The organism is Planktothrix agardhii, assembly GCF_904830935.1.
Lineage (GTDB): Bacteria > Cyanobacteriota > Cyanobacteriia > Cyanobacteriales > Microcoleaceae > Planktothrix > Planktothrix agardhii.
On the sequence record NZ_LR882952.1, the window covers coordinates 4059167 to 4084089 of the forward strand.

The window sequence follows — 24923 nt, forward strand, 5'->3', positions numbered from 1 at the left end:
TAATGGGCAATGGATAAATATTTTCTTCCCTATTCCCTATTGCCTCTTGCTATAACTGATAACTGATAACTGATTTAAAATCATGGCTAACAAAAAAATCTTTCGGAATCAAGTTATTGATAAAGGACAATTAAAAAAAATCATGTCCTGGGCTTTTATGAATTATGGTACGGCTCGCACCGCCCAAATTGCCGATGAATTAAAGGAATTAGGGTTTACTTATGCCACAAAAGCCGGGGTTTCTATTAGTGTGGATGACTTACAGATTCCTCCTTCCAAAAAAGCTCTATTAGAAGAAGCGGAAGAAGAAATTAGAAATACAGAACGTCGTTATATTAAAGGGGAAATTACCGAAGTTGAACGGTTTGAAAAAGTTATTGATACTTGGAATGGTACATCCGAAGCCCTAAAAGATCGGGTGGTGGAAAACTTTAAAGCCAGTAACCCCCTGAACTCGGTTTATATGATGGCCTTCTCCGGTGCGCGGGGGAATATTTCCCAAGTCCGTCAGTTAGTTGGAATGCGGGGTTTGATGGCTGACCCCCAAGGGGAAATTATTGATTTACCGATTAAAACCAACTTCCGAGAAGGCTTAACCGTTACGGAGTATATTATTTCCTCCTATGGGGCGCGTAAAGGTCTAGTAGATACGGCCCTACGAACCGCCGACTCTGGGTATTTAACCCGCCGTTTAGTCGATGTTTCCCAGGATGTGATTCTGCGAGAAATTGACTGCGGAACCAGCAAGGGGATTTGGACTCGCAGTATGACCGATGGCGAACGGGTGTTAATTCCAATCAAAGATCGGTTAATGGGTCGGGTGTTAGGGGCAGATGTCCACCACCCCGAAACCGGAGAAATTATCACCTATCAGTCAGAACAGGCGGTCAAAAATCATTCCGTGAGTGAGGAGTTGGCCGTAGCTATTCAGGAAGCTGGAGTTGAGGAGGTATTATTGCGATCGCCTCTCACCTGTGAAGCCAATCGTTCCGTCTGTCAACATTGCTATGGCTGGAGTTTAGCCCATGGTCATAACGTCAACCTTGGGGAAGCGGTGGGAATTATTGCCGCCCAGAGTATCGGCGAACCCGGAACCCAGTTAACCATGCGGACATTCCACACCGGAGGGGTATTCACCGCCGAAGCCGCTGGAATGATCCGGGCCGGAATTAATGGGGTGGTCAAGTTCTCTAAATCCCTGCGAGTCCGTCCCTTCCGTACCCGTCACGGAGATGATGCCTTCATCGTGGAAAGCACGGGCCAGATTATTGTGGACGGTAGTGGAAAAAATACCGAAAAACACAGTATCACCCAAGGAACAACGATTATTGTCCAAGAAGGTCAACAAGTTAAAGCTAACGAAATCCTAGCGGAAATTGCCGCCGGGGGTCGGACAGCCCGCAAAACCACGGAAAAAGCTACTAAGGACGTCGCCACGGACTTAGCTGGGGAAGTCAAATTTGCCGATGTGGTTCCCGAAGAAAAAACCGACCGTCAAGGAAACATGACCCGTATCGCCCAACGGGGGGGGCTGATTTGGGTTCTCGGAGGAGAAGTTTATAACCTACCCCCGGCGGCGGAACCATTGGTCAAAAATGGTGATCCGGTGCATCCGGGAAGCGTTCTCGCCCAAACCAAACTGGTTTCAGAGCATGGGGGATTAGTCCGAATTCGGGAACAGTTTGCCGAAGGTGAGCTACCTCGGGAAATTGAGATTATCACCGCCTCGGTATTACTAGATCAAGCCTTAGTGCGGTTGGTACAGATGCAGGGACGGGAACAATATATTATTGAAACCAATAGTAACCATCGCTTCATGCTCAAAGTCAGTCCGGGTTCCAAAGTGGAAAACCACGATGTGATTGCGGAACTGATGGATGATAGCTACCGGACAAAAACCGGGGGTATTATTAAATACGCCGGGGTAGAAGTCGCCAAACGGGGTAAGGGAAAACAGGGTTATGAAGTCACCCAGGGAGGGACTTTATTATGGATTCCCGAAGAATGCCATGAGGTGAATAAAGATATTTCCTTACTGTTAACTGAGGATGGACAGTATGTGGAAGCTGGGATGGAAGTGGTTAAGGATATCTTCTGTCAGAGTAATGGGGTGATCGAAGTTACTCAGAAAAATGATATTCTGCGAGAAATCGTCATCAAACCCGGAGAACTGCATCTGGTGGATGACCCGGAAATGGTGATGGCAATTGATGGCCAGATTGTCAATCCCGGCCAAGAGGTGATTCCAGGGATTATCTCGGACAACTTGCGTTATGTGGAATATGTGGAAACTCCCGAAGGCCCAGCCTTGCTGTTACGTCCCGTGGTGGAGTTTAGCGTTCCCGAAAATCCCACCGTCCCCTCTCAGGAGTCTCTGAACGAGTCCATCGTTCTGCGAGCCGTGCAACGTTTAACCTACAAAGATGGGGAACGGGTACGCTCTGTGGAAGGGGTGGAACTGCTACGAACCCAGTTAGTAATTAGTATTGGCATCGAAGCCCCGCAGTTAGCCGCCGATATCGAGTTACTTCCCGATGAGAATGACCCCGACGTCAGGAAGTTACAGTTAGTGATTTTAGAATCCTTGGTAATTCGTCGGGATGCGATCGCTGATGCGACTCAGGGCAGTACCCTGACGCGGTTAATGGTCAAGGATGGAGATGAAATTGAGAAAGGCGCCGTTGTTACTCGCACGGAAATCATGTGTAAGGAAGACGGGATTATTCAGGGGATTCGGTCGGGGTCGGAAATTGTGCGCCGTTGTTTGGTGGTGCGCGAGAGTGACCAAATGACCATTCAGTTACCCGAAGGCGTTAAACCTACGGTGAAATTGGGTCAACTGTTGGTAGAAGGAATTGAAATTGCTGAAGGGGTTAACCTATCGGAGTCCGGTCAAGTCATTGCCGTTGGTAACAAAATCGTGGGTCAGGGGACTATCCCGGTAACGGGAAATCAGATTACCATGCGTCGGGGTCGGCCCTATCGGGTGTCTCCCGGTGCGATTCTGCATATTAAGGATGGGGACTTAGTACAACGGGGGGATAACCTGGTGTTGCTGGTGTTTGAACGGGCTAAAACCGGAGATATTATTCAAGGGTTGCCCCGGATTGAAGAATTATTAGAAGCCCGTAAACCCAAGGAAGCCTGTATTTTAGCCCGACGCCCGGGAACCGCCCAGGTGACTATGGATGATGACATCACCGAACTGCGGGTAATTGAAAATGATGGCACGGTTACGGATTATCCCCTGGGTTCGGGTCAATCCCCGATTGTCTCCGATGGTTACAAAGTAGAGGCCGGACAAACCTTGACCGATGGCCCTAGTAATCCCCATGAAATCCTGGAAGTGTTCTATGACCATTATCTGGAACAGGGAGAAGGGATGTATGACGCGGCTTTGGGTAGTTTCCGCCACTGTCAAGCATTCTTGGTTAACGAGGTACAGTCGGTGTATCAGTCCCAGGGGATTGATATTTCCGATAAGCATATTGAGGTGATTGTCCGTCAGATGACCTCGAAGGTGCGGATTGACGATGGGGGCGATACCACAATGTTACCTGGGGAATTGGTGGAACTGCGCCAGGTAGAACAGGTGAATGATGCCATGTCGATTACCGGAAGTGCGCCCGCCAAATATACTCCTGTGTTATTGGGGATTACCAAGGCGTCCTTAAATACCGATAGCTTTATCTCGGCGGCTAGTTTCCAAGAAACTACCCGGGTCTTGACTGAAGCGGCTATTGAGGGCAAATCCGACTGGTTACGCGGTCTCAAGGAAAACGTGATTATCGGACGTCTGATTCCGGCGGGAACGGGATTTAATGCCTATGAGGAATCGGGTAATGCCGAGTATGGCTTTGATAATGGCACGTTGTATTTGGATGAGGAGGATGAGGACGAACTGCGGGATGTGGTTTTGGATGATAAAACCGCCCGGGTTTATAACAGTTTTGAACGGGAATTACCCCCGGAGTCCAAAGCAGCACCGTCTAGTTTAGGAAAAGGTAGCAAGGTTATATTTGAAGATAGTGAAGATGATCCTTTATTATCAGCTATCCTCGATGACGAGTTAATTGATGACGAATACGAAGACGACAACGAGGACGAAGACGAATAAAATTAGTAGAGACGTTGCATGCAACGTCTCTACTGGTCTATCAATTTAAGAGTTAATCAATGACTCAAATTATCCCCAAATTTACAATTAAACCGGGTTATCGACCTCAATCTCAAGATACGACACCGGAAGTTGATTGTTTGGAATTCTGGCTACTAAAACAACGAACACCCGAACAGCGATTGATAATGGGAAGTTCGATTAATCAAAATGCTCGTCGCTTTTCCATAAGTTGTTTTCGTCAAAGATTCTCATATTTATCTAAGGAACAATTTTCCCGAAAACTTGCGGAAGCTTGGTTGGCAGAAGATTGTCCGCACCATTATATTCCCACTGGAAATGAAATGAGTTGGGTTCAAGATTCTATTACTTTAGCTGAAATTCTCCACCCGATTTTGGAGTCCCTTAATATTCCTTATTATATTACGGGCGGTGTGGCTGCTATTGCTTATGGAGAAGTCCGAACCACCCGAGATTTGGATATCGTTATCTCAATTTCATCTCAAGATTTAACGTTATTAATTTTACAATTAGAAGCAATAGGTTTTTATGTTTCGGGTGTAGATGATGTGGTTTCGGGTCGAATGCGAATTCTACAAGTTACCCATATAGAAACAATCTCCCGTGCTGATTTAATTATGGCAGAAAATTCGGAATTTGAACAGATCAAATTTGAACGACGGCAACAATATAAAATTCCAACGGGTGCAACTGTTTTTCTAGCTTCTGCGGAAGATGTAATTCTGAATAAATTATATTGGCGAAAATCAAACCAGTCCGAAAAGCAATGGCGAGATGTATTGGGTGTATTAAAAGTACAAGGACAGTGTTTAGATTTAGCTTATCTCAAGCTTAGGGCTGAATCTTTGGGGTTAGTTGAGGATTTAGACCAAGCTTTAATTGAAGCCGGATTTTAGCTATAATGAGATGACTAATAACTGATTACTGATTTATGTCTGAAACAATTAAACTTGATCAATTTCTAAAATTTATGGGTGAAGTTTCCACCGGGGGACAAGCCAAAATCCTAATTAAATATGGTGATGTTGAAGTTAATGGTGAGGTTGAAACCCGCAGGGGACGAAAGTTAGTCACCGGAGATCAAGTATTGGTTAATGGAAAAACCTTAACGGTTAATTTATATAGCAGGGAACACCGGAACAGCCCCCCTAGCCCCCCGTGCAGGGGGGCTAGGGGGGGAGGGAACACCGGAGGAAAAGACTTCACCATCTAGCTTTGCTGCATCACTCTTTGTCCTAATAGGTCTGGCGACTGCTATAACATAGATAATAGCACTTGACCATTGGGCATAATCGTATTATAAATTATTGCATCCTGATCATTAAATCCGATGGCATCGGTTAGGTTGGCGTCGGTTAAGTTAGCTGCTTTGAAATTTGCTTTGTGTAAATCGGTATCGCGTAAATCTGCGCCCACTAACCAAGCATTTTCTAAATTACATTCATATAGAGTTGCATCGCTTAAATCTGCTTGATAAAGATTAGTATAACTTAAATTTGCTTGAGTTAAATTTGCTCCATTGAGATTAATATGGGAAAGATTTGCTCCCATCATTTGGCCACTATATAAACTGGTTTGTTTTAAAATGGCATAACTCAAATTCGTCCCCATTAAGTTAGCCCCGCGCAACGAAGCTCGACTTAAATTTGTGTAACTGAGATTCGCCCCACTCAAGTCCGCCCCAATAAAGACTAACCTACTCAGATCAAAATTTTGTAAATCTGCACCCCTGAAATCCACTCCTTTAAAACTCCATTCTCCTTCTGCCTTTCGCTGTAGTAATTCCAACCCATCCATAATATTAAGCCAAAATCCAATACGATTAATACCATCAAATGTCTATTTAAGGAAAAGCCCAGATGACACCAACAGTCCTGCCAGAAATCGATCAAAAGTTTCACCTAGTTTTACTGACTGCCCGACTTCTCCTCCAGAATAGTGCGGCAACTGAAAGAGTGCATCGAGTCACTCATCAATTGGCGGATAGTTTAGGAATTGAAGCCCGGTTATTAGTTTCCTATGAAGCCATCACATTAACAACAAAAATCCATAATCAATTCTATTCGCGCATTAGCATCCCGATTCCGGTGATGAAAATTAATATGATGGTGATCACTCAAGTGATGCGTTTAGTTGATGATATTCAACAAGGACATAAAACCTTAGAACAACTTACGGATGAGTTAGAACTAATTAATTATCATTAAAATTAATTATCATTAAAATTCAAAGTTCCCTCGGCAGCCATCGCATTTGGTGCCGTTGTGGGAATGATTCCTGGGATTTATATTTTCAGGGCGGGAAGTGGTTTGATTTTAATGATGAAGTTAGGAATCCATGCCGATGTTCCGTTAATTGCTAATACTATTGTTATGGCAGGCACAGGATTATTAATGACACTAGCTATTCCTGTGGGTTTAGCATTGCCTAATCTCTTGTTTTTTCGTTCAGAGGATTAGAGGGAATAGGTAATAGGTAATAGTCACGTGATTAAGTATATGGAGTAAACATTTAAGTATTAAGAATTAAAAATTTATGGTTAAGAATTCCAGTTAAATGTTAGCAATCCCTGAAAAAATCAATAATTGAGTATGGGCGATACCTGATGTTTGACAGAATGTAAAGTTAAATTACAACTGTGATTAAAATGTTGAGAAATTTTCCAAAATTGAATCAATCCCTTAATCTGGAAGTTTAAAGTAATATTACAAGAGAGAACCAATGCAAGATCTGAAAAAGTATCGTATTCGATGCACACTAACCTATGGTGATATCTATAGCCAAATCATCATTTGGTTAATTGTCATCTTTATCGCCTTAGCGACTTCCCTAGCCCTGTGGAGTACAACCCGTCAAATTTATGCGTTAGCGACGGTTGGCTTAATTATTGTGCTGTCTTTACCTTTCCTACTCTTTGCATTCGTCACCACTTTATTTAACCATATTGAAATTCTATCCGTAGACCCCTTAATTCAAGACGAACCCAGTCGTACTGAATTTCCGGCTTCCTAAACGGCACAGATCAGTTATCAGTTAATAGTTAAGAAGTTTACAGTTAATTGATTAACTCCTTAACTGATGACTGATAACTGATGACTGATGACTGATGACTGATAACTGATAACTGATAACTGATTAAGATGCTAGAACATGATGTGATTATTGTTGGGGGCGGGTTGGCAGGATGTCGGGCGGCCGTAGAAATGGCCCGGACTAACCCCAGCCTGAATATAGCTATTGTTGCCAAAACTCACCCCATCCGTTCCCATTCCGTCGCTGCCCAAGGGGGTATTGCTGCCACCTTAAAAAATATTGATGAAAGTGATAGTTGGCAAGCCCACGCCTTTGATACCGTCAAGGGTTCAGACTATTTAGCTGACCAAGATGCTGTCGAAATTTTAGCCAAAGAAGCCCCGGATGTAATTATTGATTTAGAACATTTGGGCGTATTATTTTCCCGTCTTCCCGATGGCCGGATTGCTCAACGGGCTTTTGGGGGCCATTCCCATAATCGCACTTGTTACGCTGCTGATAAAACAGGTCATGGGATTTTACACGAACTGGTCAGTAACCTGCGACGCTATGGTGTCCATATCTATGATGAATGGTATGTGCTGCGTCTGATTTTAGAAGACGGACAGGCCAAAGGGGTGGTCATGTTCCGAATTGATGATGGACAGTTAACCGTTGTCCGGGCTAAGGCGGTGATGTTCGCCACCGGGGGCTATGGTCGGGCATTTAATACCACTTCCAATGACTATGCCTCAACCGGGGACGGGCTGGCGATGGCGGCAATGGCGGGGGTTCCCTTGCAAGATATGGAATTTGTCCAGTTCCATCCTACGGGACTATATCCGGTGGGGGTGTTAATTTCCGAGGCTGTGCGGGGGGAAGGAGCCTATTTAATTAATAGTAATGGGGAGCGGTTCATGGCGACTTATGCCCCGAGTCGGATGGAATTAGCACCTAGGGATATTACTTCTCGCGCGATTACTTTAGAACTGCGGGCAGGCCGTGGAATTAACCCCGATGGCAGTGCCGGGGGGCCCTATATTTATTTGGATTTGCGACATTTAGGACGGGAAAAAATTATGAGTCGGATTCCCTTTTGTTGGGAAGAAGCTCACCGTTTATTAGGAATTGATGCGGTGGTGGAACCGATGCCTGTACGTCCCACGGTTCACTATTCTATGGGAGGTATTCCCACTAATATTAATGGTCAAGTTTTAAGTGGTGCGGATAGTTTTGTTGATGGATTATTTTCCGCCGGAGAAGCCGCTTGTGTATCGGTGCATGGAGCTAATCGTTTAGGCAGTAATTCTTTATTAGAATGTGTGGTTTATGGAAAAAGAACCGGGGCGGCTATTGCCCAATTTGTGCAAAATCGCAAGTTACCAAATATTGATGAACAGCGTTATTTGAAAGAAACTGCATTGCAATTACAAGGTTTATTAGACCAGTCTGGAGACTACAGAATTGGAAAACTGCGTCAGGAGTTTCAAGATGCTATGACCTCCCATTGTGGTGTATTTAGAACCGATACAGTTATGCGAGAAGGGTTAAGTCAAATTCAGGAGTTACAGAATCGTTATCAACGGATTTATTTAGATGATAAAGGCAAATGTTGGAATACAGAATTAATTGAAGCATTGGAATTAAAAAGTCTGATGATTGTAGGAAATATGATTTTAACTTCGGCCTTAAGTCGCCAAGAAAGTCGAGGCGCCCATAGTCGGGAAGATTATCCTCAACGCCATGATGAAACCTTCCTAAAACATACTTTAGCCTATTATTCCCCTGCGGGTATTGATTTAGCCTATCGTCCGGTAAAAATTACCCTATTTGAACCCCAGGAACGTAAATATTAAGGTGAATAAATAGAATTTTTATATTTTATTTATGGGATAAAACCAAAAAATCCTCTTGTTTTTGGTGACTGAACACCGTAACATTCAGGAGGATAATCTCAAAACCTGTTGAATTAAATCAAACCATCATGGAGCCAAATTCACTACCAACGGAATTGATACTAACACATTCTCATCAATCTCTTGGACGTATTTGTTTAGATTGGACACCCCAACCGGGTCATTATCTAAATTTCCAGGGTCAAACCTATACTGTTTTAGAGCGTCGTCATCGCTATCAACTCAAATCCGGTCGTTACCGACTGCATAAAATTTCCTTGTATGTGCAATCAGTACAACGACCTGAAGATAGAACCTTAATTGATGGACATTGGATTCTAGGAAATGCAAACTGTCGTTTTAATGCCTATTCTGAACTGATACGCTGTGCGGTGAATCCCCTTGGCCCTTGTCAAGAATGTCGTTTTTTTGAATCCGTTTTAACTGATTAAGGATTGAATTTCTCAAATCATTTCTGCCCGATATTCTTCAGCCGAAACCAGACGCCATTTTTGATCTCCCATGAGTTCTAAAACGTTGTTATGGTAGCGCAATAAACTGATTCGATGCCCAACACTAATATAAGTTGTTCCGGTTTCATGTAGTTTTTTATAAAGTAGTTCTTCATTTTTTAAATCTAAGGCGCTGGTGGCTTCATCTAAAATTGCGTAGCGGGGTTTACTAATTAATAATCGAGCAAAAGCTAACCGTTGCTGTTCTCCCACAGACAGAATATTAGCCCAATCTAATTCCGTATCAAAACCACTAACTCGTTCCGGTAAATCCGCTAAATTAACTAGCTTTAAGACTTGATATAATTCCTGTTCACTCACCTCTTGATTACTATTAGGATAGAGTAATTGTTGACGCAATGTTCCGAGTATCATATAGGGACGTTGGGGTAAAAATAACATTGATGAGAGTTCAGGACGAATTAAGCGCCCGGTTCCCGATGTCCATAATCCGGCAATGGTGCGTAATAAAGAACTTTTTCCGACTCCACTTTGACCCATAATTAATAATCCTTGACCGTCGGGTAAGCTCAGAGATAGGTCTTTAACCAGGATTTGTTGATAGTTTGGTGTGTTGACGGTAACGTGCTCTAAAGCTAGGGAATCATCAACTTTCATATCAATTTGTGTCTGACCTTCCTCCATGGATTTAGGAGATTCTAAAAATTCCGAGAAGGTTGATAAACGGTTAATTCCGGCGGCAAAAGCACTTAATATTTCAATCTGACTGACTACAATTGAAAAGGCTTTTAAAACTTGACTAAAGGCAAAACTCGCTTGGGTAATATCCCCATATTTAATCGTTTCAGCAAAATAAATAGGAGCTAAGATCAGCGAAGGAATAATAACCACAGCATATCCATAACTTGTGGTAAAATAATCAACATTTCTCTGCCAACCAATTAATAAATTAAAGTTTTTAAAGGCTTTGAAAAATCGTTCTTTGACTTGGATGAGTTCCTGTTCTTCCCCTTGATAAAAAGCAATGGATTCTGCATTGTCTCGGACATGAATTAATCCATAACGAAAATCCGCTTCTCGTTTTAATTGATTGAAGTTTAGAGGAATTAAACGCTGTCCAATAAAAACCGTGATTATCGTACCGACAGAAGCGTAAATTAATAGAAATACGGAAAGAGATTTAGAAATAGACCAGAGGATTCCCGTAAAAGAAATTACATCAATAATGGAACTTAGAATAATTAGTAAAAATCTTAAACTGGTAATCGTAAATGCCTTAATATCCTCGGTAATTCGTTGATCTGGGTTATCAAGTTTATTTTCCGATTCTATTTGATAAAATGCTCGCTGACTTAAATATTGGTCTAAAAATTTATCCGTTAACCATTTCCGCCAATAGTTTCCCAAGCGATCGCGGGTATAAGCATAGATGACAATAATGGGAGTTCCCACCACAAACACACTGGCATAAACATACAGAAAACGCCAAAAATTATCTTGATTTCTTTCAGCTAAAGCTGTTGAAAAAAAGTTGCCCACATAGCTAATAATTACATTCAATCCACTAACGGATAGGGATAAAAATAGCAGGACGCTCAAAAATGCCCAAGGTTGCCAACGAGTTTTAATTTGGTTTCTGTACACTAAAAATGTTCCGATGGGAACAATCAACATTAAAATAACGATAATAATATAGCGAGAATAAATAATACTTTCGATCAATTCATACAACCCCGGAGCAATGCTATTAAAGAATTCGGAAAAAATAGATTGACTGATAACAGTAACAATACTCACTAAAACAAAGACAGTCGCCGCCAGAAAAATTAATAATAATAATAACAAACTTATAAAAATCTTGCTACTTCCTGGTTCTACAGGATAAAAGAAGGGTTGGGCAATTCTTAAAAAGCGTTGCCAAAGTTGAGTATCAAATTTATTCATATTTTCCATCACGTTTAGCACAGGTCTTTTATCCTATAAAAGTTATGTATTCTCTAGGGTTTTCTACAGATTAAATCTGTGAAAAGGGCTACAGTTTTTTGTAAGTAGTTAGAAAATCGGCACAATCGAATAAGGATATCAACAGCCACGGACGAGAGAAATATAACCCTAATCACTCTACCATATTAATTTCAACTTTTAGCATTCATCCTGATTTTACTGAGTTGATTATTCTGACATTCTATAATATATCTTAGGATAGATGACAAAAGTTGATTCAGTTTATCCGATTAATTTGAACATTCTGTACACAACCAGGAAAGCTCAATACTCAGATCGGCTGCGCTCAACGATAGAATGGTTCAGGGTCTAATAAGAACACGATGTCTCAAACCTATACCGTCGAATTTCACAATCAAGGGAACATCCAAACAGTCGAAGTTCCAGAGGATAAACAAATCCTCCAAGCTGCCTTGGATGCCGGAATTAAGTTGCCCAATTCTTGCAATGCTGGGGTTTGTACCACCTGTGCAGCCAAAATTATAGAAGGCGAAGTTGATCAACGTGAGGGCATGGGATTAAGTCCCGAACTTCAAGCCGAAGGTTATGTCCTGCTTTGTATTGCCTATCCCCGCTCTAATTTAAAATTGATCCCAGGGAAAGAAGACGAAGTTTATGATCGTCAATATCCCCAAACTTCTTAACGAGTGAACAGAGGGGGCAGGGGGAGCAGGGGAGGCAGGGGGAGGCAGGGGGAGCGTCCTCGGTCGCTGAATATCACCCATTACCCATTACCCTGTTACTGAGCGAAGTCGAAGTATTACCCATTACCCATTACCCATTACCCATTACCCATTCGTAACATGACAACCCATTTTATTACGGCTGAAATTGATCTTCAGGAATCTCCAACCCAGTTAAATCAAGCCATTGAAGCGGAATTAAAAAAACGGGGTGAACCCCTACGCTGGGCAATTACCAGTATTGATTCTGAACAACAAAAAGCCCATGTTGAAGCTGTTGTAACTGTTCAAGAAACCTCTAAGGTTTGATGGTTAATAGTTAACTTTTCTTAGGGTGTTTCCCCTGATCTTCTATGCCTCGTCCTTATACGGTTGTTTTAATTATCCCAACGGGAATTGGTGCGGCCATTGGCGGATATGCGGGGGATGGTTTACCTGTGGCGCGGGCGATCGCTCAAGTTGCAGATACCCTGATTACCCATCCTAACGTTCTCAATGGAGCCCAACTGTATTGGCCGATGGCTAATACTCTGTATGTGGAAGGGTACGCTCTGGATCAATTTGCGGCGGGAACTTGGGGACTTCAACCCGTTCACTGTAACCGGGTGGGGTTACTCCTCGATCAAGCCATTGAGCCAGAATTGCGCCTGCGACATTTACAAGTGGCGGATGCAGCTAGGGCAACCCTGGGCCTAACTTTAACGGACTATGTGGTCACAGATGCCCCCCTGAACGTGGCTATTCGAACCTCGACTTCGGGGGCTTCCTGGGGAACTATTGGCAACCCAGACAGCCTGCTACGGGCCGCAGAACGGTTAATTAAGGATGCTAAAGCCGAAGCGATCGCAGTAGTTGCCCGTTTTCCTGAACCGGAAAATATTGGGGTTTTAGAGGCCTATCGTCATGGACAGGGGGTTGATCCCCTAGCCGGGGCGGAGGCGGTGATCAGCCATTTAATTGTCCGCACCTTTCAAATTCCGACAGCCCATGCTCCGGCCCTTTCTCCCCTGGCCATTGACCCGCAATTATCCCCCCGGTCGGCGGCGGAGGAATTGGGCTATACCTTCCTACCCTGTGTTTTAGTGGGGTTGAGTCGCGCCCCCCAATTCGTCACAACTCATAAGGCGGAGACAATTTGGGCCGATCAGGTGGATGCAATTGTGGTTCCAGCTACGGCCTGTGGGGGTGCGGCGGTACTTAGTTTTGGCCAAGACGCGCCAATAGCCTTCGGCATGGCTTCGCCTGGGCACGTCTCTACCACTCAAATTATTGCCGTCGGGGAAAATCAAACCCGAATGGAAGTTACCCCGGAACAGTTAGGAATTAAAGCAATACAGGTAAACTCTTATTTAGAGGCTTTAGGGGTTTTAGTGGTGCATAAAGCTGGACTTGATCCTAACTCCCTGCGTCCGAATATATTATCCTTGAATCAACTTAAATCCTATTAATTTTTAACTCCCGTGGTAGAACAAAAAACACCTAACAATTTTGAACTCGAATCTTTAACCCGGACTCAGGTTTTGATAGCCATGGGGGGGACGGCTATTATATTATTAGCGATCGCTAAAGCTTGGTTATATCTGAGTCATGTCACCCTTTTACCGATTAACTTAACGTGGGTTAGTTTGGGGTTGGGGTTAGGTGTGGGATCAATGATTACAGTTGCTAGTTTTGTCATGTATAGAATCTGGCCTGCCTATAGTCGCAGTGCAGATATTTATTTAAAATTAGTCTTAACTCCTTTATTATGGCCGGATTTAATTTGGTTAGGCTTATTACCCGGACTGAGTGAGGAGTTATTATTTCGAGGAGTAATGTTATCGGATTTGGGATTAGGAACTCTGGCTTTAGTTGTTTCTAGTATTGCTTTTGGGGTTCTACATTTTAGCGGTTCTCAACAATGGCCTTATGTGATTTGGGCAACGGTTGTGGGGTTTATTTTAGGGTATAGTGCGATCGCCACAGGTAATTTATTAATTCCGATTATAGCCCATATTTTTACTAATTTTATGTCTGGTTGTTTATGGAAATTAAACTATTTTGGTGCTAAACTCCCATAAATCCCCCTGATATCCTGCTGCATTTCTTTGTGTCTTAGTGCCTTTGTGTTTACTTCAAATTGTCAAATTCTCAGTCTTCACGCCATACTCCATGCTTATTTACCGACAAAAACAAACTTCAAAACAAAAATAACCGCTAAAATCCACATCGCAATATTGGTTTCATGAAACTTCCCTTGACAGGATTTAATCACAGGATAAGTAATTAAACCAACAGCCAAACCATCGGCGATAGAATAACTTAAAGGCATAATAAAAATCGTTAAAAATGCCGGAATAGATTCTGCTGGGTCATCCCAGCGAATATATTGAACACTCCCCATCATTAACACCCCCACAATAATTAAAGCCGGGGCGGTGGCAAAACTGGGAATTCCAGATAATAGGGGAATAAAAAATATCGAAATTGTGAATAATATTGCCACAATTACAGCCGTAAATCCACTTCTTCCCCCCTCAGAAATTCCCGATGCGGATTCAATATAAGTAGTTACCGTTGAAGTGCCAAAAATTGCCCCGGTTGTAGTGCCCACTGCATCGGCCATAAATGCTTCTGTAACCCTCGGAAATTCCCCATCTTGATTAATATAACCTGCTTTCATTCCTAACCCCGTTAGAGTGCCTACCGTATCAAATAAATCCACAAAGAAAAATACAAAGGTAATTGTAAATATTTGGAAAAAATTCACTTCTAAAACTTGTTTTAACCCAATAATTCCTTGACCGAATAAATCCACAGGTAATTGAGGTAAACCGATAATTCCTTGGGGCCAAGGAGCAATTCCTAGAATCCATCCTAACCCGGCTGTGGCTAAAATTCCTAATAATAACGCCCCGGTAATTCGACGAGCAATTAAAGCAGAAGTAATCAAAATTCCGGCAATTGTAATTAATACAATCGGGTCGTTTAAGTTTCCTAATGTAGTGGTAGTGGCTGCATCAGTTACAATAATTTTTGCACCCGTTAAGGCAATATAGGCAATAAATAAACCAATTCCGGCGGCGACGGCGTGTTTAATTCCTTCAGGAATAGCGGTGATAATTTTAGTTCTAAATTGACTCAGAGTTAAGGCGATAAAAATTAAGCCTTCAATTAAAATAGCGGCTAACGCCACCCGCCAAGGAATGCCTAATTTTAACACCACTGAAAAGGCAAAATAGGCGTTTAATCCCATGCCTGGGGCTAAAGCAAAGGGATATTTAGCATATAATCCCATGACTAACGTTGCTAAGGCAGAAGCCAGGGCGGTTGCTATAACTAATTCTCCAAATAAATCCCCCGATGTTTGTAGAAAAATAGCATTGGATAAAATAGCAGGATTGACAATTAAAATATAAGCCATAGTCATAAAAGTCGTGACTCCGGCGATAATTTCGATCCTAAAATTAGTCTGAAGTTCTCGAAAGTTGAAAAAACGGGCAATTGATTCTAAAGTGGAAGAATTAGAGTTCATATTATCGCTGAATCAAAAATAAATTATGGATATTAAAGCCGCCGTTGCTTGGGAAGCTGGAAAACCTTTAAACCCGGAGATCATGTTATTCCTTTGTATATTCTAGAATGTCGTAAATGTCAATATTGTTTAAGTTTTAAGACGAATTTATGTCAGGCAATTCGAGGGACTCAGGGCAAAGGTTTAATGCCCGATGGTAGTAGTCGTTTTTCTAAAAACGGTCAGATGATTCATCATTATATGGGAACTTCTACCTTTTCAAATTATACGGTTTTACCGGAAATTGCCTTAGCAAAAATTTGAGAATATGCTCCATTTGATAAGGTTTGTTATATTTTTATGGGGTAGTTTTCAAATATTTAGATGGCTTTTAAAATTAGCTATTTTGTTCTAAATATTCTCAACTTACCCCATTATTTTAAAGATTTATTTTGACAAATTGATAATTTTAGGAGCAGAAAATACAGGTTAATTGCGATGTGGATTTTTGAGAAGGACAGGTTAAATGATTGGAACCAAACCAAGGATAAAAATTAGCATCCCAATCCGCCTTTGGTACAAATTCAAGAAATAAATCCATCATAATTTGATTGACAACCTTGGCAATAAATTGATTCACTAACCAATTATAGGTTTTCTCAAAATCTCGATCCCACTCTAAATAAACTGCACCAACTAATGCTTCAAACATTTCTGATAATATTTTTTGTTGTTCAAACTCCGGTTTGAAAGGATAGTTTTTTCCCAAATCACTGCCTTGATCGATCTTGATTTTTAACGCTAATTTTGCTAAAATTATGGGACTAACTAAATCACTTTTTAAAAGCGTCCGGGTTGCTTCTCCTAAATGGGAATAGTGCAGATATAAATAATCACTCACCATTTGGCTAAACAAGTTAGAACCTAAATGAGTAATACCCCAATATTCTAGGGTTCTGAGTTTCCTTTCCTTGGGCGTTAAATCCAGGTTTTCTACAATAGCATCAGGATGAGTTAAGGCAATTTCCAATAACTCTTGATGAGTAAAAAACTTAATTCCAATTTGGTGTTTGACAAAATTTGGATTAATCATGATTGAAAAAGATTTTAAGGTTTAATTAAAAGGAGTCTACAAGATATTAAAAGGAGATTACGGAAAACCAGAGATCGCTTTTCCGATTGATAAAATAAGTTGAGAAATTGAAAGTTTACAGAGGATTTCTGCTTGGAATCTAATCCGTGAAAGTTTATGCTTTGGTGGTAAAGTCTGGTTCTATCGCCATTTTTACTGCAAGTTGTCATAGCGAGATGGGATCTTTCGTCTGTCAACCACCCCAAGCTCAATCTCACCCTCTTCCCGTACTTTACTACCTTTTGGGATTAATCTGTAGGTCAGAAAACTTTACAATTCAAGCAGATATCCAAAATTTTCCCGTCATCCCCCATAAAACAGGAATTTTCGGTCATTCTATGGAAGGACATGGTGCTTGTCGTTAAACTAAGCCAGAGAGTCTGGGAATATTGAGCGTCCACAACAGCGTTCAATTCCTAAGCTATCTAATAACAAATCGCTGACCGCATTAGCGATCGCAAATTCTCCAAAAAAACTTTTAGAAAAATCAAAAGATTCCATTTCAGTCACAATCGCCAGCACCAAAGAACCCACATCATTTTCCCCTTCCATTCGTTGACGAACATAAATTTGAGCGACACGCTGTGCAATAGTTTCATTCACAGATTCAGGGATAAATTGTTCATCCAACCAACGATTTAAGGTTTGTTTTAACCATTCTCCTTCCTGTTGCAAATTCTCACTAGGGGGTAAGGTTATGGGTGCAATGGGTTCATTCATATCCGGTTAAATATTCACGGTTGACTTTTGACTATAACATTTGATGGTTCTAGTCTTGAATTAGGGTAATAATCGGAGAATCTTTACCTTTATATTCCTCTGATATTTTGTTTTTAATTAATTCGGCAAATAACCGATTAATTGAGGATTCAATGGAATTAGCTTCTCTTTTAAAACAAACCTGAAAACTCTTAGCTTTGTCGTAGGTCTTTGTTTCTTTCCTATAGGTTTTTTCGGTTTTTGCCTCTACAAAAACTGAAGGATTGGGACGTTTATACCAATATAATTGATAGGAATAGGTGGAATCATTACCTTTAAATTTTAGAATATCATCTCCGTATCCGGGGATGGTGAGATAATATAATTCTCCCCTATGATAGACTTGGAGATAACCCCAGGTTTTCTCGGTTTTATTGAGAAGTTTTGTTAAGGTACTCTCTAACATAAAAGATGAGTTAAGATTTAGCATAGATGAGACAATACCCCTTAGTATATTAACCAAAGTATAGCAAAGTTTGTCACCTATGCAATATGATGTCAACGCAATTATCCAAGGGTATGCAGTAGGATACTTTTTGATGGCAAATGACGGGGAACATAGCTTGGAATGGTATTCTAGTCGAGAACGGGCCCTAATTCCCCTCGATCAACGATTTCGCTATCCCAGTTCTTTGCAACGGGTTTTGAATCAAAATCGGTTTACCGTCGCCATTAATCGAGATTTTACTAGCGTTGTAGAAGGTTGTGCAAATCGAGAAGAAACTTGGATTTCTTCAGAATTAAAAGAAATTTATCATGCCTTAAACGAAGCTGGATTTGCCTATAGTTTTGAAACTTGGCAAGGAGATGAATTAGCCGGAGGCATCTTAGGAATTGTGATTGGTGGAGCTTTCATTGGGGAATCCATGTTTTTTAGAATCCCCGATGGTTCCAAGGTAGCAATGGTAAAGTTAGTTGAACGGTTAAGACAGAAAGAGTTTATTTTATTTGATGCTCAAATGAATAACCCTCACCTAGAAAGATTTGGCTCTTATATTATTAAAAATAAAGAGTACAAAACTATCTTAAAAAAAGCAATCAATCAACCCTGCTCTCTCAATTAGTGAGTCCTTCAGGACTCAATCAAATCTTTCTTAATTATCTCAATTGAGATAAACCCGCCCCTAGGAATGAAACTAATTCAAGCAATATTAAATAGATATTTAAAATTCTATTCCGGGTTGAGCCTTAATACCTTGTTCTCGAAAAGGATGTTTAATTAAAGACATTTCTGTCACCAGATCTGCTTGTTCAATTAAAGCCTGGGGAGCACCTCGACCTGTTAAAATAATATGGGTATCCTCAGCTTTTTTTTCAAGTCCAGCGAGAACTTCTTCAACGGGTAAATAACCTAGTTTTATAGCAATATTAATTTCATCCAGTAAAATCAATTTAAACTCAGAATTTCCAATAAAAGTTAGGGCTAAATTCCAAGCCTCCCGGGTTTTTTCAATATCTCGATCTCGGTCTTGAGTTTCCCAAGTAAATCCCTCCCCTAACGCATGAAATTCTAATTGTTCCGGCCATTTACTAAAAACCGCCTTTTCTGCGGGTTCCCAAGCACCTTTAATAAACTGAATAATAGCGACCCGATAGCCATGACCCAAAGACCTTAACACCATCCCTAAAGCGGCAGTGGTTTTTCCCTTTCCGTTTCCAGTATTAACAATAATTAATCCTTTAGTTTGATTCCGTTCGGCTACTCGTTGATCCTGAACTTCCTTGCGCCGTTGCATTTTTAAACGGTGTTGTTCGGCGGTGAGACTGAATTCGCTCGTTGTGTTAGTTTCCATTTTTCATCTTAGATACTTGTTCGATCCTTATTTTACCTCTTTACTTTGAAAGAATTTAGGCGCAAAGATGCTAAACTCAAATATAATCCTATTGTCCAAAAACAATAGTTTACAATAAAAACCATTTAACTTACACCGCCGGGAAGTCCCCCGATCTACCTGTACCCAGGTGAGCGGTGGTATGAAAGACAGGTCAACTCCGTACCTACGTTGACCCCATCTTTTTTCAGTATTATGTAGTAAGATATTCAGTTACCGATGGTGAAAAGGTTTCTAAATATGACAATCCTAATCTATCTCGAGAAAGATATAGACCGATCTTAATATATTGTAGCTTTAGATTAAACTCTAATTTAGTCTCAATTTGATCGCTATTTTACTCTGATAAAAATGACCTTAATTTTGGCTGAACCATGTCTAATTTGCAATCCCCAAAATCTAACGTGAAAAAACAGGATCAAGAATGGATTCAGCAAGAAAACTACCGAGAAAAAACTGATTTTCTTGCTGAATCTTTACCCATAAAAATTACCCCACAACCATCAAATTCTAAAACGGGATGGTTCCAAATTCTACTTATTATTTCAATGGCATTGGGGATTGGTTTTGTTGGAGGACAATGGTGGCAAAGCACGCCTAAAAATGAGGATAATCCAAAGTCAGAAAAAGCTAATAAGCCGAGGGGAAATACAGTTAAAATCGCTGCGGTAGAAACTTTTAAATTTGAAGAAACCTCTGATTTTGTAGGCACATTAGAGGCACAACGGGCGGTAGATATTAAGCCAGAAATCGAAGGTAGAATTACTCAGATTTTAGTGCGTTCGGGGCAAGTGATTCAACAGGAAGAAACGATCGCTCGCCTCAAAAGTGATAGTGTAGAATCGAGTTTAAATCAAGCTAAAGCTAATTTAGTTAGAAATCAGGCTCGTTTATCAGAATTACAAGCCGGAAGTCGTCCTGAAGAAATTGCTCAGGGAAGGGCAAAATTAGCCGAAGCAAAAGCCAGATTAGCTGATGCCGAATCGGGGAGTTTATTAGCAGAAATTAATCAAGCCACATCTCAAATTGATTCGATTCAATCCGATGCTGAATTAGCTCAAAATCGGGTCAATCGCTTTAAAGATTTAAGCGAATCAGGGGCAATTTCTCAAGATCAATTTGATGCTTTATCCGCTCAAAAAAACAGTGCTAATGCAAATTTACAAGCGGCTAAACGCCGTTTAGAACAATTACAAAAAAATCGACAATCAGAAATTAATCTCCGTAAAGCCGTTGTTGAACAGGAAAAACAGGCTTTAAACCAATTAGAAAATGGCACTCGAATTCAAGAAATTCAACAGGCGGAAGCCCAGGTTGCTGAAGCGGCTGCTCAGGTTCGCAATATTGAATTAGATTTACAAGAAACAGCCGTTTTAGCACCGTTTACCGGAGTAGTTGGCGATGTGGGAATTAAAGTTGGAGATTATGTTAGTAAAGGAGATATCCTCACCCGTTTAACCGCGAATGATCAGTTAGAATTGCGTTTACCCATAGCCCTAGAACGTAAAGAGGATTTAAAGTTAGGATTATCGGTAAAAATGGTAGATGCTCAGGGAAAAGTATTAGCCACCGGACGCATTAGTTTCATCTCTCCTTCAGTAAATCAAGACTCCCAAACTATTTTAGCAAAGGCTAGTTTTGATAATCGTCAAGGATTATTTAAAGATGGTCAATTTGTCCGGGCTGAAGTAGTTTGGAAACAAAAACTAAATGCCGTTGTAATTCCGATGACCGCCGTTCAATTTCAAGGTAATCAACGATTTGTATTTTTGGCAGAAGGAGAAGAAAAATTAACCGCCAAAAAACAACCGATTAAATTAGGTTTAATTCAAAAAGATCAGGCGGAAATTTTAGAAGGACTCAAACCAGGACAAAAATTGATTATCTCCGGTACACAAAAATTATCCGATGGTGCAGCTATTAATATTTTACCTGCTAATTCCGAGGGTAAACGTTAAGGACGGGTGTTGACTGCTGATTGAAGCCCGGTCGGGCTTACTACAATTATTAATTTAATATGTTTACTAATTTTTTCATTAAAAGACCTGTTTTTGCTTCGGTTTGTTCGTTGCTGATTATTATTTTAGGATTGGTGGGTTATACTCGCCTTCCGGTGCAGGAATATCCTAAGATTGATCCGCCAGTTGTGACCGTCAGTACCAGCTATCCGGGGGCTAGTCCCCAGGTCGTAGAAACAGAAGTTACAGAGATTTTAGAGGCACAACTGAACGGAATTGCTGGAATTAAAACCTTAACTTCCAATAGTAGAGAAGGGAGTAGTTCTATTTCGGTTGAATTTGAATTAGATCGGGATTTAGAAGTCGCGGCCCAAGAAGTTAGAACTCGGGTCGGAAGGGCGGCTAGAAGATTACCTGATGAAGTCGATGAACCAACCGTAGAAAAGCGCTCTGGAGATGATGAAAGAATTTTATGGGTGGGATTCTTTTCCGAGAATTTATCTCCTTTAGAGTTAAGCAATTATGCCGATCTTTATATTAAAAATACTTTAGAGACAGTTGATGGTGTAAATAGCATTTTTATTGGGGGAGAACGCCGTTATGCCATGCTCTTATGGTTAGACCCGGTGCAAATGACAGCCCGTCAAATTACCGCTTTAGATGTTGAACAAGCCCTAAGACGGCAAAATATTGAAATTCCCAGTGGTCGAATTGAAGGTAAAGAAACGGAATATCCCGTGAGAACATTAGGAAGATTACAAACCCCTCAAGATTATGAAGACCTAATTATTAAGCGCAATGATAATGGTTCCCAGGTTAAAATCCGAGATATTGGACGGGTAGAAATCGGAGCCAAAGATGATCGGATTGTGGCTCGTTTTAATGGCAAACCTGCGGTTTCTTTGGGAATTAGTAAACTTGCCGATGCTAATTTAATTGAAGTGGTTCAGGGAATTAAAGCTCAATTAGCAGAATTAGAAAAAAGTTTTCCTGAAGGACTCAGATATGAAATTGCGGTAGATTATTCTGAATTTGTCGAACTGGCGATTAAAGAAGTTTGGATTAGTCTGTTAATTTCGATTGGACTGGTGGTTTTAATTATCTTTTTATTCTTGAGAAATTGGAGAGCTACTTTAATTCCAGCAATTACGATTCCCATTTCTTTAATTGGGGCATTTAGTGTGATGTTTTTCATGGGATTTTCGATTAATACCTTAACCCTATTTGCCCTGACTTTAGCAACGGGTTTAGTCGTAGATGATACGATTGTGGTCTTAGAAAATATCATCCGTTATATGGAAGAAAAACGGCTAGATGCTTTTCCAGCTACTTATGCCGCCGTGGGAGAGGTGGTCTTTGCTGTAATTGCTACAACGGTGGTTTTAGTGGCGGTATTTGTTCCCGTCGCCTTTGCCGGGGGAGCAACGGGACGATTATTTAATGAATTTGCCTTAACTTTAGCGGGTTCAGTTGTTTTTTCTAGTATTGTGGCTTTAACCTTAGCTCCTCCCATGGCTGCCCGTTTATTGCGGCATGAAACCCAGCCCAGGGGATTGATGAAAATTTTCTCTTTCCCCCTAGATGTCTTTGAATGGGTTTTGAATAAAATTACTGCTATTTATGCTTGGACATTAAGCCTATTAATGGGAATTAAACCCGTTGTTATTTTAGGATTTATTGCTAGTTTAGGATTAACAGCTTGGTTATTTTTACAGTTACCCCAGGGATTTTTGCCTACCGAAGATCGAGGGCGCATTTTTGCCCCAATTACGGCGCCAGAGGGAGTGAGTATTAACTATACTAACCGGGTGGTTCAACAGGTGGAAAATATATTTAATCAAGTTCCCGAAATTGAAAATTATTTTGCGATCGCTGGTTCGAGTCGAGGAGTATCCCAGGGTAATAGAGGATTTTCTTTTGCCCGTTTAAAACCTTGGTCTGAACGCACCGAACCCGAACAGTCCCAACAATCTATTGTGAGGAAATTATTAGGTAAATTTTCAACAATTACTGATGCTTTAGTCTTCGCTACAAATCCAGGGGGATTACCCGGAGGCGGTCAAGGTCAACCCATACAATTTGTCTTACAAGGTAATGATTTAGAACAATTGGCACAAGTTTCTCAAGACTTTGTAATTCGCGCTAGGGATTTACCTGAATTAGTTAATATTGATACTAATTTGAAACTGAATAAACCGGAATTAACTATTAGTGTAGATCGTTCTCAAGCAGGAAATTTAGGAGTTTCTGTACAGGATATTGCCCGAACCTTACAAATTTTGGTTGGCGGTCAGGAAATTACTAATTTTAATCAGGGAAATCAACGCTATGAAGTTGTGGTTCGTGCTGAGGAAAAATATCGCTCAAATCCAGAGGATTTAAAGCAATTATATGTGCGTTCCCAACAGGGAGAAATGATTGCTTTGAGTAATTTAGTTACGATTTCTACCGCGACAACACCCCCTCAAATTAACCATTTTAATCGCTTTCGTTCTGCAACTTTAGAAGGAAGTCCGGCCCAGGGAGTTAGTTTAGGAGTCGCTTTAAATGCCTTAGAAAATTTAGCCAAAGATATTCTACCCCCTGAAATGCGAACCTCTTTTTCTGGGGAGTCTTTAGAATTTAAAGAAGCGGGTCAATCGACTAATTTTATTTTCGCCCTCGCCTTAGTTTTTATTTTTCTGACCTTAGCCGCCCAATTTGAAAGTTATATTGACCCGGTGATTATTCTATTAGCGGTTCCTCTGTCTTTATTAGGAGCATTTGGTGCTCTGTGGATAGCACAATTAGAGTTAAATGCTTTTAGTCGGATTGGGTTAATTATGTTGATAGGATTATCGACAAAAAACTCTATTTTAATTGTGGAATTTGCTAACCAATTACGAGAACAGGGATTATCAATTCAACAGGCGGCAATTGAAGCCTGTCGCTTACGATTTCGACCAATTATGATGACGGCATTATCTACTATTTTAGGGGTAATGCCTCTGGCTTTTGCGACGGGGGCAGGAGCCACAAGTCGGGTAGCAATTGGCATGGCGGTGATGGGTGGAATGTTTGTTTCTACATTTTTGAGTCTGTATATTATTCCGGTTTTTTATGTGATTGCCACCAGTATCCAGTCCCGTTTGATTGGGCATAATTCTCAACACCAAAATTTAGAAAATGTCGCGCCGAATACAGACAACGGATCTCATTATAATGGAAATATTCATAGTAATGGTAAGGAAACTGTGACATCCCATCGGGATCATCTGACCAAATCTTCACAAAGTTCTGATCAAACCCAGAATTTGTAAAGGAATCTTGTTGATTATTCTGGCAACTTATCTGCTTGTGGCAAATGGGATAATATGTGTATAATTTAGTTAACATAACTTAATTCATAAATTGTTAAGTTATGATGATTTGATAACATCACAAGATTAACGATTCTTGTCAGGGTTGCAGAGAGAACGGTCAGGATAAGTCTATCCAACGTCAGAAAGATAGATCACGTTCCCGATTTCTAATCGAGCTTTTGATTCCTACCCTCTCCCTTAAC

The 24923-nt window shown here is 40.8% G+C and carries 23 protein-coding genes and 1 pseudogene; 17 read left to right on the forward strand and 7 right to left on the reverse strand.

The window, feature by feature from the left end; genetic code table 11:
- Positions 1-79 precede the first annotated feature (79 nt).
- From NMG88_RS18715 to NMG88_RS22740, 3 genes are read left to right on the forward strand one after another with little or no spacing between them, the layout of a single operon-like run.
- Positions 80-4117 carry a DNA-directed RNA polymerase subunit beta' gene (locus NMG88_RS18715; protein WP_254035824.1) on the forward strand — a complete coding sequence of 1346 codons (4038 nt, stop codon included), beginning with the start codon at positions 80-82 and terminating at the stop codon, positions 4115-4117.
- A 59-nt stretch (positions 4118-4176) separates the two neighbouring features.
- Positions 4177-5034 (forward strand): hypothetical protein, encoded by an 858-nt coding sequence (locus tag NMG88_RS18720; protein WP_227351140.1) that lies wholly within the window; start codon positions 4177-4179, stop codon positions 5032-5034.
- Between the two features lie 35 nt (positions 5035-5069).
- Positions 5070-5351 carry an RNA-binding S4 domain-containing protein gene (locus NMG88_RS22740; RefSeq protein ID WP_081694770.1) on the forward strand — a complete coding sequence of 94 codons (282 nt, stop codon included), beginning with the start codon at positions 5070-5072 and terminating at the stop codon, positions 5349-5351.
- 41 nt (positions 5352-5392) lie between these two features.
- Here the strand turns inward: NMG88_RS22740 and NMG88_RS18730 are convergent, their stop codons facing one another.
- On the reverse strand, positions 5393-5935 hold the full coding sequence (locus tag NMG88_RS18730; RefSeq protein WP_052369667.1) for a pentapeptide repeat-containing protein: 543 nt from the start codon (positions 5933-5935) through the stop codon (positions 5393-5395).
- Positions 5936-5997: 62 nt separating this feature from the next.
- Between NMG88_RS18730 and NMG88_RS18735 the strand changes: the two genes are divergently transcribed.
- From NMG88_RS18735 to NMG88_RS18755, 5 genes are all read left to right on the forward strand, one after another.
- Complete coding sequence (locus NMG88_RS18735) at positions 5998-6345, forward strand: threonine/serine exporter family protein (RefSeq protein ID WP_026798264.1); 348 nt, start codon at positions 5998-6000, stop codon at positions 6343-6345.
- Positions 6346-6402: 57 nt separating this feature from the next.
- Positions 6403-6597 carry a hypothetical protein gene (locus NMG88_RS18740; protein ID WP_144390494.1) on the forward strand — a complete coding sequence of 65 codons (195 nt, stop codon included), beginning with the start codon at positions 6403-6405 and terminating at the stop codon, positions 6595-6597.
- A 262-nt stretch (positions 6598-6859) separates the two neighbouring features.
- Positions 6860-7150, forward strand: a complete 291-nt coding sequence (locus NMG88_RS18745) for a hypothetical protein (RefSeq protein WP_026798262.1) — start codon at positions 6860-6862, stop codon at positions 7148-7150.
- 128 nt (positions 7151-7278) lie between these two features.
- The gene (locus NMG88_RS18750; RefSeq protein WP_227351141.1) at positions 7279-9006 is read left to right on the forward strand and encodes a succinate dehydrogenase/fumarate reductase flavoprotein subunit; all 1728 of its coding nucleotides are present in this window, start codon (positions 7279-7281) and stop codon (positions 9004-9006) included.
- A 128-nt stretch (positions 9007-9134) separates the two neighbouring features.
- Positions 9135-9497, forward strand: a complete 363-nt coding sequence (locus tag NMG88_RS18755; RefSeq protein WP_227358129.1) for a DUF6464 family protein — start codon at positions 9135-9137, stop codon at positions 9495-9497.
- A gap of 12 nt (positions 9498-9509) precedes the next feature.
- Here the strand turns inward: NMG88_RS18755 and NMG88_RS18760 are convergent, their stop codons facing one another.
- Positions 9510-11462 carry an ABC transporter ATP-binding protein/permease gene (locus tag NMG88_RS18760; protein ID WP_227358130.1) on the reverse strand — a complete coding sequence of 651 codons (1953 nt, stop codon included), beginning with the start codon at positions 11460-11462 and terminating at the stop codon, positions 9510-9512.
- A gap of 383 nt (positions 11463-11845) precedes the next feature.
- Between NMG88_RS18760 and NMG88_RS18765 the strand changes: the two genes are divergently transcribed.
- The 4 genes from NMG88_RS18765 (at position 11846) to NMG88_RS18780 (ending at position 14265) form a co-directional block, all read left to right on the forward strand.
- Complete coding sequence (locus NMG88_RS18765) at positions 11846-12166, forward strand: 2Fe-2S iron-sulfur cluster-binding protein (RefSeq protein ID WP_027248846.1); 321 nt, start codon at positions 11846-11848, stop codon at positions 12164-12166.
- A 159-nt stretch (positions 12167-12325) separates the two neighbouring features.
- Positions 12326-12514: a hypothetical protein gene (locus NMG88_RS18770; RefSeq protein ID WP_027248847.1), complete on the forward strand. Its 189-nt coding sequence runs from the start codon at positions 12326-12328 to the stop codon at positions 12512-12514.
- Between the two features lie 44 nt (positions 12515-12558).
- Positions 12559-13653 (forward strand): DUF3326 domain-containing protein, encoded by a 1095-nt coding sequence (locus tag NMG88_RS18775; RefSeq protein WP_027248848.1) that lies wholly within the window; start codon positions 12559-12561, stop codon positions 13651-13653.
- A gap of 12 nt (positions 13654-13665) precedes the next feature.
- Positions 13666-14265 carry a CPBP family intramembrane glutamic endopeptidase gene (locus NMG88_RS18780; protein ID WP_027248849.1) on the forward strand — a complete coding sequence of 200 codons (600 nt, stop codon included), beginning with the start codon at positions 13666-13668 and terminating at the stop codon, positions 14263-14265.
- A gap of 95 nt (positions 14266-14360) precedes the next feature.
- Here NMG88_RS18780 and NMG88_RS18785 read toward each other — a convergent pair whose 3' ends face one another.
- Positions 14361-15719: an NCS2 family permease gene (locus NMG88_RS18785; RefSeq protein WP_027248850.1), complete on the reverse strand. Its 1359-nt coding sequence runs from the start codon at positions 15717-15719 to the stop codon at positions 14361-14363.
- Positions 15720-15782: 63 nt separating this feature from the next.
- Here NMG88_RS18785 and NMG88_RS18790 point away from each other — a divergent pair.
- Positions 15783-16019, forward strand: a pseudogene (locus NMG88_RS18790) (S-(hydroxymethyl)glutathione dehydrogenase); the annotation flags it as partial.
- Positions 16020-16167: 148 nt separating this feature from the next.
- Here the strand turns inward: NMG88_RS18790 and NMG88_RS18795 are convergent.
- The gene (locus NMG88_RS18795) at positions 16168-16791 is read right to left on the reverse strand and encodes a ribonuclease III domain-containing protein (RefSeq protein WP_026785774.1); all 624 of its coding nucleotides are present in this window, start codon (positions 16789-16791) and stop codon (positions 16168-16170) included.
- A gap of 146 nt (positions 16792-16937) precedes the next feature.
- Here NMG88_RS18795 and NMG88_RS18800 point away from each other — a divergent pair, with 146 nt between their 5' ends.
- Entirely contained in the window at positions 16938-17195 is a 258-nt protein-coding gene (locus NMG88_RS18800; protein WP_036831661.1) for an alpha/beta hydrolase, read from the forward strand.
- Between the two features lies 1 nt (position 17196).
- Here the strand turns inward: NMG88_RS18800 and NMG88_RS18805 are convergent, their stop codons facing one another.
- Positions 17197-17550, reverse strand: coding sequence for a hypothetical protein (locus NMG88_RS18805; RefSeq protein ID WP_042155981.1), 354 nt, complete (start codon positions 17548-17550; stop codon positions 17197-17199).
- Positions 17551-17599: 49 nt separating this feature from the next.
- Positions 17600-18019, reverse strand: coding sequence for a hypothetical protein (locus NMG88_RS18810; RefSeq protein WP_026785776.1), 420 nt, complete (start codon positions 18017-18019; stop codon positions 17600-17602).
- Positions 18020-18074: 55 nt separating this feature from the next.
- Between NMG88_RS18810 and aat the strand changes: the two genes are divergently transcribed.
- A complete protein-coding gene (gene aat / locus NMG88_RS18815; protein WP_027248852.1) occupies positions 18075-18653 on the forward strand; it encodes a leucyl/phenylalanyl-tRNA--protein transferase in 579 nt (192 codons plus the stop codon).
- Between the two features lie 99 nt (positions 18654-18752).
- On the opposite strand, the gene cobO is transcribed toward aat, so the two are convergent.
- Entirely contained in the window at positions 18753-19382 is a 630-nt protein-coding gene (cobO, locus tag NMG88_RS18820) for a cob(I)yrinic acid a,c-diamide adenosyltransferase (RefSeq protein ID WP_026798255.1), read from the reverse strand.
- Positions 19383-19795: 413 nt separating this feature from the next.
- Between cobO and NMG88_RS18825 the strand changes: the two genes are divergently transcribed.
- Entirely contained in the window at positions 19796-21379 is a 1584-nt protein-coding gene (locus tag NMG88_RS18825) for an efflux RND transporter periplasmic adaptor subunit (RefSeq protein WP_254035699.1), read from the forward strand.
- A 59-nt stretch (positions 21380-21438) separates the two neighbouring features.
- A complete protein-coding gene (locus tag NMG88_RS18830; RefSeq protein ID WP_227398033.1) occupies positions 21439-24678 on the forward strand; it encodes an efflux RND transporter permease subunit in 3240 nt (1079 codons plus the stop codon).
- The last annotated feature ends 245 nt before the right edge of the window (positions 24679-24923 follow it).

Coding starts and splice junctions, on each gene's coding strand:
- NMG88_RS18720 (WP_227351140.1), top strand. CDS start 4,177: ATGACTCAAATTATCCCCAAATTTACAATTAAACCGGGTTATCGACCT.
- NMG88_RS22740 (WP_081694770.1), top strand. CDS start 5,070: ATGTCTGAAACAATTAAACTTGATCAATTTCTAAAATTTATGGGTGAA.
- NMG88_RS18730 (WP_052369667.1), bottom strand. CDS start 5,935: ATGGATGGGTTGGAATTACTACAGCGAAAGGCAGAAGGAGAATGGAGT.
- NMG88_RS18735 (WP_026798264.1), top strand. CDS start 5,998: ATGACACCAACAGTCCTGCCAGAAATCGATCAAAAGTTTCACCTAGTT.
- NMG88_RS18745 (WP_026798262.1), top strand. CDS start 6,860: ATGCAAGATCTGAAAAAGTATCGTATTCGATGCACACTAACCTATGGT.
- NMG88_RS18750 (WP_227351141.1), top strand. CDS start 7,279: ATGCTAGAACATGATGTGATTATTGTTGGGGGCGGGTTGGCAGGATGT.
- NMG88_RS18755 (WP_227358129.1), top strand. CDS start 9,135: ATGGAGCCAAATTCACTACCAACGGAATTGATACTAACACATTCTCAT.
- NMG88_RS18760 (WP_227358130.1), bottom strand. CDS start 11,462: ATGAATAAATTTGATACTCAACTTTGGCAACGCTTTTTAAGAATTGCC.
- NMG88_RS18765 (WP_027248846.1), top strand. CDS start 11,846: ATGTCTCAAACCTATACCGTCGAATTTCACAATCAAGGGAACATCCAA.
- NMG88_RS18770 (WP_027248847.1), top strand. CDS start 12,326: ATGACAACCCATTTTATTACGGCTGAAATTGATCTTCAGGAATCTCCA.
- NMG88_RS18775 (WP_027248848.1), top strand. CDS start 12,559: ATGCCTCGTCCTTATACGGTTGTTTTAATTATCCCAACGGGAATTGGT.
- NMG88_RS18785 (WP_027248850.1), bottom strand. CDS start 15,719: ATGAACTCTAATTCTTCCACTTTAGAATCAATTGCCCGTTTTTTCAAC.
- NMG88_RS18795 (WP_026785774.1), bottom strand. CDS start 16,791: ATGATTAATCCAAATTTTGTCAAACACCAAATTGGAATTAAGTTTTTT.
- NMG88_RS18805 (WP_042155981.1), bottom strand. CDS start 17,550: ATGAATGAACCCATTGCACCCATAACCTTACCCCCTAGTGAGAATTTG.
- NMG88_RS18810 (WP_026785776.1), bottom strand. CDS start 18,019: ATGCTAAATCTTAACTCATCTTTTATGTTAGAGAGTACCTTAACAAAA.
- aat (WP_027248852.1), top strand. CDS start 18,075: ATGCAATATGATGTCAACGCAATTATCCAAGGGTATGCAGTAGGATAC.
- cobO (WP_026798255.1), bottom strand. CDS start 19,382: ATGGAAACTAACACAACGAGCGAATTCAGTCTCACCGCCGAACAACAC.
- NMG88_RS18825 (WP_254035699.1), top strand. CDS start 19,796: ATGTCTAATTTGCAATCCCCAAAATCTAACGTGAAAAAACAGGATCAA.
- NMG88_RS18830 (WP_227398033.1), top strand. CDS start 21,439: ATGTTTACTAATTTTTTCATTAAAAGACCTGTTTTTGCTTCGGTTTGT.